13 protein-coding genes are annotated in these 12,768 nt (G+C 62.5%); 8 read left to right on the top strand and 5 right to left on the bottom strand.

The genetic code is table 11. The annotated features are described in order from the left end of the window. Positions 1–450 precede the first annotated feature (450 nt). Positions 451–1,746 carry a hypothetical protein gene (locus tag C476_RS01400; RefSeq protein ID WP_008009096.1) on the top strand — a complete coding sequence of 432 codons (1,296 nt, stop codon included), beginning with the start codon at positions 451–453 and terminating at the stop codon, positions 1,744–1,746. Between the two features lie 74 nt (positions 1,747–1,820). Further along, positions 1,821–2,954 (top strand): CPBP family intramembrane glutamic endopeptidase, encoded by a 1,134-nt coding sequence (locus C476_RS01395; RefSeq protein WP_008009095.1) that lies wholly within the window; start codon positions 1,821–1,823, stop codon positions 2,952–2,954. Between the two features lie 15 nt (positions 2,955–2,969). Here the strand turns inward: C476_RS01395 and C476_RS01390 are convergent, their stop codons facing one another. Further along, positions 2,970–3,428 carry an NOB1 family endonuclease gene (locus C476_RS01390; RefSeq protein ID WP_008009094.1) on the bottom strand — a complete coding sequence of 153 codons (459 nt, stop codon included), beginning with the start codon at positions 3,426–3,428 and terminating at the stop codon, positions 2,970–2,972. A 4-nt stretch (positions 3,429–3,432) separates the two neighbouring features. Next, on the bottom strand, positions 3,433–3,678 hold the full coding sequence (locus C476_RS01385; protein WP_008009093.1) for a PRC-barrel domain-containing protein: 246 nt from the start codon (positions 3,676–3,678) through the stop codon (positions 3,433–3,435). A 254-nt stretch (positions 3,679–3,932) separates the two neighbouring features. Here C476_RS01385 and infB point away from each other — a divergent pair, with 254 nt between their 5' ends. Further along, positions 3,933–5,732 carry a translation initiation factor IF-2 gene (infB, locus tag C476_RS01380; RefSeq protein ID WP_008009092.1) on the top strand — a complete coding sequence of 600 codons (1,800 nt, stop codon included), beginning with the start codon at positions 3,933–3,935 and terminating at the stop codon, positions 5,730–5,732. A 67-nt stretch (positions 5,733–5,799) separates the two neighbouring features. Here infB and C476_RS01375 read toward each other — a convergent pair whose 3' ends face one another. Further along, positions 5,800–6,177, bottom strand: a complete 378-nt coding sequence (locus tag C476_RS01375) for a cyclophilin-like family protein (RefSeq protein WP_008009091.1) — start codon at positions 6,175–6,177, stop codon at positions 5,800–5,802. Positions 6,178–6,307: 130 nt separating this feature from the next. Here C476_RS01375 and C476_RS01370 point away from each other — a divergent pair, with 130 nt between their 5' ends. The 4 genes from C476_RS01370 to C476_RS01355 all read left to right on the top strand — a co-directional run bounded on the left by C476_RS01370 (position 6,308) and on the right by C476_RS01355 (position 9,745). Next, positions 6,308–6,658, top strand: a complete 351-nt coding sequence (locus C476_RS01370; RefSeq protein WP_008009090.1) for a hypothetical protein — start codon at positions 6,308–6,310, stop codon at positions 6,656–6,658. Between the two features lie 164 nt (positions 6,659–6,822). Further along, positions 6,823–8,505 carry a CTP synthase gene (locus tag C476_RS01365; RefSeq protein WP_008009089.1) on the top strand — a complete coding sequence of 561 codons (1,683 nt, stop codon included), beginning with the start codon at positions 6,823–6,825 and terminating at the stop codon, positions 8,503–8,505. Further along, positions 8,505–9,422 (top strand): glutamine-hydrolyzing GMP synthase, encoded by a 918-nt coding sequence (gene guaA / locus C476_RS01360; protein WP_008009088.1) that lies wholly within the window; start codon positions 8,505–8,507, stop codon positions 9,420–9,422. The genes C476_RS01365 and guaA overlap by 1 nt, the downstream gene beginning before the upstream one ends. Then, complete coding sequence (locus tag C476_RS01355; RefSeq protein WP_008009087.1) at positions 9,419–9,745, top strand: DUF7126 family protein; 327 nt, start codon at positions 9,419–9,421, stop codon at positions 9,743–9,745. Before guaA ends, C476_RS01355 begins: the two co-directional genes overlap by 4 nt. Positions 9,746–10,169: 424 nt before the next feature. Here C476_RS01355 and C476_RS01350 read toward each other — a convergent pair whose 3' ends face one another. Together C476_RS01350 and C476_RS01345 are read right to left on the bottom strand one after the other, a co-directional pair. Beyond that, positions 10,170–10,895 (bottom strand): 5-formyltetrahydrofolate cyclo-ligase, encoded by a 726-nt coding sequence (locus tag C476_RS01350; RefSeq protein ID WP_008009086.1) that lies wholly within the window; start codon positions 10,893–10,895, stop codon positions 10,170–10,172. A gap of 120 nt (positions 10,896–11,015) precedes the next feature. Further along, positions 11,016–11,528 (bottom strand): MogA/MoaB family molybdenum cofactor biosynthesis protein, encoded by a 513-nt coding sequence (locus tag C476_RS01345; protein ID WP_008009084.1) that lies wholly within the window; start codon positions 11,526–11,528, stop codon positions 11,016–11,018. A gap of 173 nt (positions 11,529–11,701) precedes the next feature. On the opposite strand from C476_RS01345, the gene C476_RS01340 reads away from it, so the two are divergent. Continuing rightward, positions 11,702–12,727, top strand: a complete 1,026-nt coding sequence (locus C476_RS01340) for a zinc-binding dehydrogenase (protein WP_008009082.1) — start codon at positions 11,702–11,704, stop codon at positions 12,725–12,727. Positions 12,728–12,768: the final 41 nt, after the last annotated feature.

The raw sequence follows: 12,768 nt of genomic DNA, 5'->3' as shown, positions 1-12,768 counted from the left end.
GCGTCACCGAACTACCAAGGCTAACATCAGATCCCATCTATACGGCGGACCGCAGGGGTAGGATCCTCATTTCCTTCCGGACGTATTCGTAAGCCCCTAGGGGTACATAACCCCTTCGGACCAGAATCGTCCGAGACGACGGCGCGTGTCGTCCACGCCGCCTCTTTCTTCGTATATAATCACAATCGCCGATCACTACTTAAGACCTACGAACCGAGAGTTCAAAGAGAGAGAATACCATACAGAATGAATGGACAATATTCAGTTTTGGTTGTCGGTAATTCGATAATTAATTCGGTCTGTATCGATCAAGGGCAGGCATGCAGTCTAACGATTGGTGTCTACTATCGATAGCTGAAGACCGAGCCACTGGCTAACGTGACTATTGATTTCTGTTTCGACAGATTCCGTCACGGAACGTCTTTACCCCAGGCGAGCGCGTGCAGAGATATGAACGTCGATATCGGTAATGCGCTTGCATCCGTTGCATCGCCAGGTGTCTCGAGAGAGTCGCTCGAGCGACTGGACGACCACGTCGCAGCCGCTCACGAGCGCATCGAGCACGGAATGGAAAATAGAGAACACGGCTACGAGGCACTGAATCTCCCGCAGCGAACCGATCCTGATGAAATTCGGGCAGCAGTCGAGCCGATCGCCGACGCCGATGTCCTGTTCACTGTCGGCATCGGTGGGAGTTCGCTCGGCGCAGCGACGATCACGAACGCACTCGAGTCGGAGACCGAGACGATCTTTTTGGACAACGTCGACCCCGAGTGGATCACGAGCCACCTCGAGCGCGTCTCGCTCGAGAACGCGGCGGTCAACGTGGTCTCGCGGTCGGGGACGACGGCTGAGACGCTTGCGAATTTCCTCGTCGTGCGTGAGGCTTTCGAGTCGGCAGGTGTCGACTGGACCGAGCGGACGATCGTCACGACTGGGGAGGCCGGGCCGCTTCGCGAGCTGGCTGACCGCCACGATCTCCCCGCACTGAAGGTTCCCGATGGCGTACCGGGGCGGTTTTCGGCGCTTTCGGCCGTTGGTATGGTCGCTGCGGCCGTCTGTGGCCACGATCTCGAAGCGCTGCTTGCCGGTGCGGCTGCCGAGCGCGAGACACTGACGGGGTCGCTCTTTGAGTGTCCGGCCTACGCCTACGGTGCGACCGCGTACGCGCTAGATGAACGTGGCGCGGGCGTGAACGCGATGATGCCCTACGCGGAGTCACTCGAGACCTCCGCCGAGTGGTTCGCCCAGTTGTGGGCCGAGAGCCTTGGCAAGGACGACCTCGGACAGACGCCGGTTCGAGCGCTCGGCGTCACCGACCAGCACTCACAGCTACAACTCTATCGCGCGGGCCCGCGCGACAAACTCGTCACCTTCGTCACGACACAGGAGGGAACCGACCGACAGATTCCGGATACCGACGTCGCGGAGCTGTCGTATCTGGGTGATGCGACGCTTGGCGAGTTGCTCGCAGCCGAGTTCGAAGCCACAGAAGCGAGTCTCGCGGCTGCCGGTCGGCCGAACGTCCGCATCGAGATCGAGCACGTCGACGAGTACGAACTCGGCGGCTTGCTCTATGGACTGGAAGCCGCCTGTGTGCTCGCGGGCGAACTCTACGGCGTCAACACCTTCGAGCAGCCAGCCGTCGAGTGGGCCAAGAAGGCGACGCGAGGATTGCTCGGCGGAGGGGAGTTCGAAGAGGCCGAGGCGGTTGCTGACAAGACCGAGCTGCGAGTCGAACGATAATCAACCGCGGAGGTCGCTTGCGGCCTGTCGTCCGGTTGCGGTGGGCCTATGGGTCCTCGCACGAACACTACGGTATGACCGAAACCGCACGGACCGACGATGCCGGTCAGTTCACGTCCGGCGTGGTTCCCGGGCTCGGGACCGCCCTCGCGGGAATCACGATGGTCGCGATGCTCGTTCCCATTCGCCGCGGTGTCGCCGACCCAGTCATCTGGGCGGGCACCGGGTTCGCCGCCGCTGCTGTCCTCGCATTTCTCGTCCGTCGTCACGGTGGGATCGAGCGAACGATCGCTGGTCCGATCGCCGCCGGCTCGAGCATCGGCGTCATCTTGCTCGCCGGCTATGCCTTGAATCAAGGGACGACAGCACCGGTATCTGTCCCGGCGCTTTCGTCGTCGATACCGGCCGTCTTCGTCGCCTTCGTGACCGCAGGATTGACTGCCAGCGTCGGCGTCGCTGACTACCTTGGGGTCGGCGTGGGCGGATTGAAACGGCGAGGACAACAAGTGGTCGTACTCACCGGCGTTGGCTTCGCTGGCCTCTTTGCCCCCTACCTGACGACGCCAGTAGTCGCGATTCCGGTGTTACCGTTTCTCGACTCGTTTTCGGAGATCCAGCGGACCCTCGCCAATCAGGTCGTCGGCCAGGTCGGCATGGCGCTGGGGACGGTGCTTGTGGTCGGTGCCTTTCTCAAGGTAACGGATCGTGACCTGTCGTTCATCGATCTTCGGCGGCCAACGCTGCGAGATCTCGTCTGGATTGTCGGCGGTATCGTCGTCCTCTTCGGGGTACTCTACGCGATTTCGCTGTCCATGCAGGCGACCGGTGTCGAAAGCGCAGACCACGCGACGACCCAGACTGCCCAGAACGCCCCGGAAATGTTGCTGGTGTTGATCCCGCTTGCCGTTCTGGTCATCGGCCCGTTCGAGGAGTTGCTCTATCGGAACGTGATCCAGAAGTCGCTGTACGAGACGTTCTCGCGGGCCGGTGCCGTCGTCGTGGCCAGCGTTATTTTCGCTGCCGTTCACGTCCTTGCATACAGCACTGCAGGACTAGGTGCGGTGATCGCAAGTCTCGGTACCATCTTCGGCCTTTCGATCGTTCTCGGCGTGATCTACGAGCGAACGGACAATCTGGTGATGCCGGCGCTGGTCCACGGGATCTACAACGCGGTCGTCTTTACCAATCTCTACTTTCTGGTCGGCTAAGAACAGTAAGTGCGCCTACGAGGGGTTCTTTCGGGCCAGTTCAGACCCGCAGATCGGACAGCGATCCTTCTCTTCGTCGAACTCGCGGCCACAGCCCTGACACTGGAACGTCCAGTGGCGCTGTTCGTCGATCCCTTCACGGGCGATCACTTCGACGTCGACGTTGAGTTTCTCCGCGACGTTTTGCATCGCGTAGTCGTCGGTCACGAGGACGCCGTCGAGTTCGAAACTCGCCGCGATGAGCCGAACGTCGGTTTCCGAAAGGACGTCGAGATCACCGGACTCACGGGCCGCACGCTGGACCTTCTCGGTGGTATCGTCGTTTGGAATGTGGATGTGCATCCCAGAGCCTTCCATCGCGTCGTAGCGATAGGCACTCTCGTCTTTGAGTTCCTCGCGGACGAGCGGGATCGTCGCAGTCTGTTCTGTCGTATGGAAGTCGTGGATAAAAGCCGAGGAGTCGAGAACGTACATACCGTTAGCGCTGGACAACGATGTAGTCTTTGACCGCTTGGACGCGGTTGACGGGAACGAGGAAGTGACCGGCGTCGTCGAGGTCGAAATCGACGGCGCGCCGAGAGATTTCCTCGTCAGGCTCGATGACGAGATCGTTCAGTTTTCCTGATTTGAGATCCATCGTAATGTTGTAGAGCAATCCAAGCTCGGTGCCGTCGGTACCCATGACGGACTTCCCCGAGAGGTTTTCAGCGAGTATATCGCTCATGCATACCTGTACTTACTAATCGGTATTAAAACCATGGAGACGGCCCGAAACAGGGCCATCTCCCAACAGAGAGCCATCAACCATCGAACAGGCGGGTGGCCATCAGCGATCCACTCGAGTGGCGAGAGTTCGATGCGACTGGCCACCGGACAACTGCCCAGCAGCGGCGGCCACGACTGTCGGAACGGCGATGACGATGGGTTTAACTACGGCGATACGGACGATTTAGGTAAGACCTTCTCGGGTGGTTCATCATGTCGGACACGGATACACGCGACCCCACATCCCTCAGAACGCCGATCGTCGCCGTCCTCGGACACGTCGATCACGGCAAGACAAGTCTCCTCGATAAGATCCGCGGCTCCGCGGTCATCGAGGGTGAAGCAGGCGCGATCACCCAGCACATCGGCGCAACCGCCGTCCCGCTGGATATCATTTCGACGATCGCGGGCGATCTCGTCGACCCGGACGATTTCGACCTCCCTGGCCTCCTCTTTATTGACACGCCGGGGCACCACTCCTTTACCACGCTTCGATCCCGTGGGGGCGCGCTGGCCGACATCGCCATCCTCGTCGTCGACGTCAACGACGGCTTCCAGCCCCAGACGCTCGAGGCCTTAGACATCCTCAAACGATCCCAGACTCCCTTCATCGTCGCGGCGAACAAGATCGACACCGTTCCGGGCTGGAACGAGAACGAAGATTCACCGATCAACGACACCTACGAGTCACAGTCCGATCGCGTGCGCGAGCGCTTAGACGAGAGTCTCTACGAGATTATCGGCAACCTCTCGGACGAGGGCTTCTCCGCCGATCTGTACTGGCGGGTCCAGAACTTCCAGCGTAACGTCGGCGTCGTCCCCGTCTCGGCGATGACCGGCGAGGGGGTCCCTGACCTCCTGACGGTCATGATGGGGCTGTCCCAGCGCTACATGAAAGAGGAAATGGAGATCGACGTCGCCGGCCCCGGCGTCGGCACCGTCCTCGAGGTCAAAGAGGAGAAAGGCTTTGGGACGACGATCGACACGGTCCTCTATGACGGCACGATCCGGGCGGACGATCAGATCGTCGTCGGCGGGATGAACGAACCGATCGTCACTGACGTACGCGCATTGCTCCAGCCCCGTCCCCTCGCGGAGATCCGCACCGAGAGTCGCTTCGAGAAAGTCGACGAAGTCTCGGCCGCCTCGGGGATCAAGATTGCCGCGCCCGAACTCGCGGACGCGATGGCTGGCGCGCCCGTTCGGGTCGTCCGCGACCGCGATATCGACGAAGTCATCGACGAGGTGCAGGCCGAACTCGCCGATATCGCCGTCGACACCGCCGAGGAAGGTGTCGTCGTCAAAGCCGACACGCTCGGCAGCCTCGAGGCGATGGCCGACGCCTTAGATGAGGCGGAGGTACCGATCGTTCGCGCGGAGGTCGGCGACGTCGCCCCACGAGACGTCTCGGTCGCCTCGACGGCCGAGGACGGCAAACAGAAGGCCATTCTCGGATTCAACGTCGACGTCCTCGACGACGCCGAACAGCGCGCGGAGATCGAGGACGTGACGATCTTCACCGACGAAGTCATCTACCAGTTGATCGAAGAGTACGAGGAGTACGTCGAGGGGATCGAGCAAGCCCAGCAGGACACCATTCTCGAGAACATCACGCGACCCGCCCGGTTCCGGATTCTGCTCGACCATACCTTCCGCCAGAACGACCCCGCGGTCGTCGGCGTCGAGGTCAATTCGGGGACGATCCAGAACAACGCGAACGTCGTCAAGTTCGAGAACAACGAGCCAAATCGCGTCGGCCAGGTCAAGGGGATTCAGGAACAGGGCGAAGACGTCGACGAGGCCCGTGCGGGCAATCGCGTCTCGGTTGCCATCGACGGCCCGACCGTCGGCCGCCAGATAGAGGAAGGCGACGAGCTCTGGATCGAGATTCCCGAAAAACACGCGAAGATCTTAGAACAGGAACTCGCAAGCGAGATCCCCGGCGACGAACTCGAGGCGCTGAACATGTACCTCGACAAGCAGCGCAGCCGAGACCCATTCTGGGGCAAGTAAGCGACTGTCCGCCGCGTTCCGTTTTTTGCTCACATTTCGGCCTCGGTTCAGTCGTCACGCTACCCGCTCAGTCGTCCGTCCGCTCGAGGCGAACCCGCGCTCCACCCTCCATGTCCGCAAGCGGCCTGGTATCGGTCACGCGCGCAATGATATTCACGGGTGAGGTGGCCCGTGGCTCGTCGTCCTCGCTAGCTGGCGTCGGCCCCCAGAACAGACAGAGGACGTTCCCGGTCGGCCAGTAGGCGATCGCACCCTCGGGAACGACCGCGCGGGCGTTTTCCGCTGGCACATCGATCGGCACGTCGAAGTAGAGTTCGTCACCCCAGCGCGTGGCCTCGCCCGCGACGGGCAGTGCGTCCGCAAGCGCTGCTTTCGTTTCGGGTGCGTCGTCGGTCCAGTTTGCCTCGAGTTCGCAGCCGTCGACGATGACTCGGAGATCGGTCATAGCGGCCCAACGAACGGGGTGTACTTCGACCCATCTCTCGAGACCACCGTGTGCGGACGCACCAACCGCGAGTTCCCACCCGGCACCTGCCCCGAGAAGCGTTACCCGCGGGAGTCAGTCTAGTTCGAATATGCTCGCACAGCTTCGCCAGTACAAACACGAGGAGGTGCAGTTCGACGACAACCGGACGACCGGCGAGTCCCAGACCGAAGACGCGGTGAACCCGGACGCGGAGGACTACTTCGGCGCGGAGATGGACGACCTCGACGTCGAGACGTGGGACACGGTCGAGTACGAGGGCGATCCGATTCAGCGCCGGACTCTCGCGATCGACGGCGTCACCGCCGTCTCGGTCCCAGACGACTCGCTCGAGGAAGACGAGTCGGCCCTGCCCGGCCACACGATTCAGATTCGGACTGCAGGCGACAGCGAGACGATCGCGAACACCGAGATCGTCGAAATTCAGGACGAGCACGCATAGGCAGCGACGGCCACGAAAGCCCACGTGGCGCTGATTGGTCGGAGTCGTCGCCGACTGCGAAGCGCAAGCCGTCGTCTGGGAGCACCACCGGCGAGGGATGATAACCTCTGTCGGTGGCGGTTCGCTCCCGAAATCGTTTTCAAGCGGTCGCGCTCACACTCGGTATGCCGACGGAATCGGACACTCATTATGACCCCTCGCTGGGGAACAAGTTCATCTTCGTCACCGGCGGCGTCATGTCGGGACTCGGAAAGGGGATTACAGCCGCGAGCACCGGCCGACTCCTCAAAAACGCCGGGTTCGACGTCACCGCGGTGAAGATCGACCCATACCTGAACGTCGACGCGGGAACGATGAACCCCTATCAGCACGGGGAAGTCTACGTCTTAGAGGACGGAGGCGAGGTCGACCTCGACTTGGGGAACTACGAACGGTTCCTCGATATCGACATGACCTCGGACCACAACATCACCACCGGGAAGACCTACCAGCACGTCATCGAAAAAGAGCGTGCCGGCGACTATCTCGGGAAGACGGTCCAGATCATCCCTCACATTACCGACGACATCAAACGACGCATCCGCGAAGCCGCCGAAGGCACCGACGTCTGTATTATCGAAGTCGGTGGCACGGTCGGCGACATCGAGGGGATGCCCTACCTCGAGGCGCTTCGCCAGTTCGCCCACGAGGAACCCGAGGAGAACGTCCTCTTTACCCACGTTACGCTCGTCCCGTACTCGAAAAACGGCGAGCAAAAGACCAAGCCGACCCAGCACAGCGTCAAGGAGGTCCGCTCGATCGGCCTCCAGCCCGACATCATCGTCGGCCGCTGTGAGGATCGACTCGACCCCGAGACCAAAGAGAAGATCGCGCTGTTCTGTGACATCCCGACTGAGGCGGTGTTCTCGAACCCGGACGTCGAGGACGTCTATCACGTCCCGCTGATGGTCGAGGAGGAAGGCCTGGATCAGTACGTCTTAGAGCACTTCGGGCTCGCCGACGAGGCGCTGCCGGAAGGCGAGCGCGCAAACGGATGGCGTGAGATCGTCACGACCGACAAAGAGGACGAAGTCGACGTCGCGCTGGTCGGCAAGTACGACTTAGAGGACGCGTACATGTCGATTCACGAGTCGCTCAAACACGCCGGCTTCGAACTCGGTGCCGACGTGAACGTCCACTGGGTGTCGGCCGACGAGATGGCCGACGGTCACGACGGCCAACTCACCGACGTCGACGGCGTCATCGTCCCCGGTGGCTTCGGGATGCGTGGCTCCGAGGGCAAGATCGAAGCCGTTCGCTACGCCCGCGAGAACGACGTGCCGTTCTTGGGACTCTGTCTTGGCTTCCAGATGGCCGTCGTCGAGTACGCCCGACACGTGCTTGGACTCGAAGACGCCCACTCGGCAGAGATGGTCGAGGATACGCCCCATCCGGTCATCGACATCCTGCCCGAACAGTATGAGGTCGAAGACATGGGCGGCACGATGCGACTCGGCGAACACACGACTGTGATCGAACCCGAGACGCTGGCCTACGACCTCTACGATGACACCTCCTGTACCGAGCGCCACCGCCACCGCTACGAAGTCAATCCCGAATACTTCGATCAGTTCGAAGACGAGCCGCTGACGTTCTCGGGCACGGCGGGCAACCGGATGGAGATCTTAGAGCACGAGGACCACCCGTTCTTCCTCGGCACGCAGTTCCACCCCGAGTACACGTCCCGCCCCGGACAGCCGAGCCCGCCCTTCGTCGGACTGGTCGAGGCCGTCCTCGAGCAGTCCAATGAGAGCGAGGCCGACGAGGCAGAGACTGACACCGACACTGAAACAGAGGTAACCCACTGATGGTAGACACTGAGACGTTCGTTCCGGACGCAGTTGCAGAGATCGAAGACGAAATCGGCGACGAAAACGCCGTCATCGCCCTCTCGGGCGGTGTCGACTCCTCGGTCGCCGCCGCACTGGCTTACGAGTCCATCGGCGACCAGCTCACCCCGGTCTACGTCGATACCGGCTTGATGCGGAAAGGCGAGACTGAGCAGATCCGTGAGACGTTCGACTACATGGAATCGCTGCGGATCGTCGACGCGAAAGACCGATTCCTCGAGGCCCTTGCGGGCGTCACCGACCCCGAGGAGAAACGCGAGATCATCGGCGAGCAGTTCATCCGCGAGTTCGAACGTGAAGCCAAAGACGCCGACGCCGACTACCTCGTTCAGGGGACGATCTACCCCGACCGCATCGAGAGCGAAGGCGGCATCAAGTCCCACCACAACGTCGGCGGCCTCCCCGAGGTCGTCGACTTCGAGGGCATCGTCGAACCCGTCCGCGACCTCTACAAGGATGAGGTCCGCGAGGTCGCCCGCCACCTCGGACTCGACGAGATCGTCGCCGAGCGGATGCCGTTCCCCGGCCCCGGCCTCGCCGTGCGCGTCATCGGCGAAGTCACCGAGGAGAAACTCGAGGTCGCCCGCCACGCCTGTCACGTCGTCGAGGAGGAACTCGAGGAGTACGAGCCCTGGCAGGCGCTCGCGGCCGTTATCGGCAAGGCGACGGGTGTCAAAGGCGACAACCGCGTCCACGGCTGGGTCGTCTCCGTGCGCTCGGTCGACTCCCGCGACGGCATGACCGCCCGCGCCCAGGAGATCGACTGGGACACGCTCCAGCGGATCCAGTCCCGGATCACCGGCCAGAACGACAACGTCGCCCGCGTCGTCTACGACGTGACCCACAAACCGCCCGCGACCATCGAGTACGAATGAGCACGACTGCGATCGTCGCCGGCCCCGACGACGACGGGATCGGCGCGGCGCTCGAGGCTGCGGGTGTCGACGTGACCCGTCTCGACGGCGTCATCACGCGACCTCAACTCGAGGAGGCAGGCATCGTCGCGGCCGAGTTGTACGTCCTGACCGATGTCGGCCAGGCGACGACGATCCCGATCGCCTGCGATCTCAACGACGAGCTTCGAACCGTCGTCTACGCTCGCGACACGATCCCGGAGTTCATCAAGGGACAACTCGACATCGCAATCGATCCACAACTGATGGACGCGAGCGTCGTCGCCGACGAACTGATCGACTAACGCCCACCACCCTGTGCTGACGACGCACAGACACGACCGACACGACCATCTCTCCGTTTCTGGGTCGAATTCAGATTTACCGCGTATAAACGTTCTCGAAGCCGAGAGAGCCAGTCTAAATCCGAGTTGAATTCGGCGGAACTCGGCGTAAGATCGGTATACCATCACCCCCGTTCAAGTGGGAGTCGCTGGTAGCCGTGTGTGGAGGTCGACGGGCAGACCCCACCGATGGCACCCACCACCTGTTCCCGCGACTTCCAGCAACCCCACCACAGCACCCTTCCCCACCACTGCCAATCGATTCTTGCTGGCGCGGGCCCGCCCCACCGGCTCGCGTCACACCCTGCGGTTTTAGTACTCGAGACGCGGTCTCGCTCAAGAAGGTGTCGACCGGCGTCTCCCAATCGTACACCCCGACAGTGAGTTACGGGTCTCGAGCGTCCATCGCGTCCTCTTCGAGTCGCCGTAGCACCGGAATTTCGTCGCGCCGCTCGTCATCGAGCAGGTCCCAGTCGAGCCCGGCCGGCTGGTCGCTGCCCTCGGGTCGTATCACCCGCTCGGGCGTGACGACGAGATCCATCGCGACGTCGTGGGCCGCGAACGTGATGGCCTCGTCGATGACCTGCCGGTCGTGGACCGTCGTCGCAACCGGCGTCGTCTCGTCGACCAACTCGAGTTCCCGGAGAACGGCGTACTCGAGGTCGCTGTATCCCTCGCCCTTGCCGATTCGACCGCCGTCCTCTGTGACCGCGACGCTACCGGAGACGATCAGGTCGACGCGATCGATCTCGTCCGGGCCGAGCTGCTCGCCGTGTGTCGACGAACCAGAGACGGTCGTCGCCGCGTCGTAGTCCTCGAGATCGGCGGGATCGAGTTTCAGGAAACACTTCTCGTCGCGAAGCCGGGGAACCGCCATGTAGACCGTCTTTCCATCGCGCAACGCGCGCCGTCTCACGGGGAGTTGTGGCGCGTCGGGATTGGCCTTGATCGTCGTCGCCGACTCCCACTCAGGCTGTGCGGCCAGCCGGTCGGCGGCCTCGCTCGCTCCGGCGACGTTCGGAATCCGGCCGTGGGGTGGAAACGGGAAGCGGGCGACGCCACTTTCCTCGAGGTCGTCCCACACGCGTTCGCGAAGCGCCTGTTTTTCCATGTTCTCCCCGTAGTGCCTCGACCCTATAGTAGCAATTGAAAGGCATGAGACACCACTCTCGCACAGCTCTCGCAGCCAAGTGCGCACCGACGGGCAGCGGCTATGATAGCATCGTAACGGTCACTCCTCGTCGGTGTCGGTCCCGCCCGCGAGCGTTGCAAGTCGCCGTGCCTCGGGGACGATGATCGACTCACAGGCGATCCGCACGGCATCGCTGTCATTAGGAAGACAGAAGATCGGGACCCCATCGGAGATACCGCCCAAAGCACGACTCGAGACGATTCCGGTCCCCCGCTCGTCGTAGGAGAGGGCATGAAAGAGATCGAGAAACGCCGGGAGGTCTTTGTCGAGCAACGGCCGAACCGCCTCGAGGGTCGCATCCTGCGGTTCGACACCCGTGCCACCGGTTGTGACGACGATGTCCGCATCGTCGCGGTCGACGAGCCGCGACACTTTCGACTGAACGTTGTCGTGGTCTCGCTGGATCAGTTCCCGCGTCACGATCTCGTGGCCTGCCGTCTCAAAGGCTGCCACGATCGCCTCGCCCGCATCGTCCTCCTCGAGCGAGGAGTCCGACGAGACCGTGACGACAGCCGCGCCGACCACATCGGGCTCGTCCGTCGAGTCACTCATAGGTCGTGGTTGGGGCGCTGACGGGAAAAACGGTCCCCAGTCGCACACATCCGTCAGTCGACGATCGGATCGGTTCAATCGCAACCACCGGTGTTTCGTCAATTGACGTACCCTGGTTCGACGTGCTTGCCTCTTCCACCACCATTTTATATAGCCTGTTCGTTGGGAGCACTATGCAAGCCGTCAAGATCACGGAACACGGCGACAGGGATGTCATCGAATACGGCGAGTATCCAGACCCGGAGATCGACCGGGACGAGGTACTGGTCGACATCAAGGCGGCCGCGCTCAACCATCTGGACATCTGGACCCGCCGTGGCATGCCGGGAATCGACCTCGAGATGCCACACATCCCGGGCAGTGACGGGGCCGGCGTCGTCGAAGAAGTCGGTGAGGACGTCACCCGGTTCGAGGAAGGCGATCACGTCGCACTCTCGGCCGGTGTCGGTGATCTCCGGATGGACGACCCGACGCTCGACCCGGGCTTCCATATCATCGGCGAGCACGTCACCGGCGTCCACTCCGAGTACGCCGCGGTCCCCGAGGACAACCTGATCCCCGTCCCCGAGCACGTCGACTGGGAGGTTGCCGGCTCGGCCTCGCTGGTCTTCCAGACCGCCTGGCGAATGCTCATCGAGCGTGCTGAGCTCAAAGCCGGCGAATCGGTCCTCGTCCTCGGAGCCAGCGGCGGGGTCGGCCACGCTGCCCTCCAGATCGCCGACTACGCGGGCGCAGAGGTGTACGCGACCGGCAGCACCGAGGAAAAGCTCGAGTACGCCGAAGAACACGGCGCGGACCACGTCTGTAACTACGAAGAGGAGAACTTCGCCGACTGGGTGCTCTCGGAGACCGGCGGCCGCGGGGTCGACGTCGTCGTCGAACACGTCGGCGCGCCCACCTGGCAAGACTCGCTGAAGAGCCTGACCAAGGGCGGCCGACTCGTCACCTGCGGTGGCACCGGCGGCGGCAACCCCGAGACGGACATTCCGCGCATCTTCTGGAACCAACTCGAGATCATCGGCTCGACGATGGCTACGCCCGACCAGGTCGACGACGTGCTGGAACTCGTCTGGGACGGTACCTTCGAGCCCGCGATCCGCGAGGTACTGCCGATGAGCGAGACCGCCCGCGCCCACGAGATCATCGAGAACCGAGAAGGGTTCGGCAAGGTCGTCGTCCGACCGGACAGCGAGCTGTAACCGATCACGGGTCGGCCACGCCCGGGTGCCGGAACCGTGAG

It is taken from the genome of Natrinema limicola JCM 13563 (genome assembly GCF_000337475.1).
Lineage (GTDB): Archaea > Halobacteriota > Halobacteria > Halobacteriales > Natrialbaceae > Natrinema > Natrinema limicola.
Note: the sequence above shows the minus strand (reverse complement) of the source record. Positions and strands in the feature narration are given on the sequence as shown.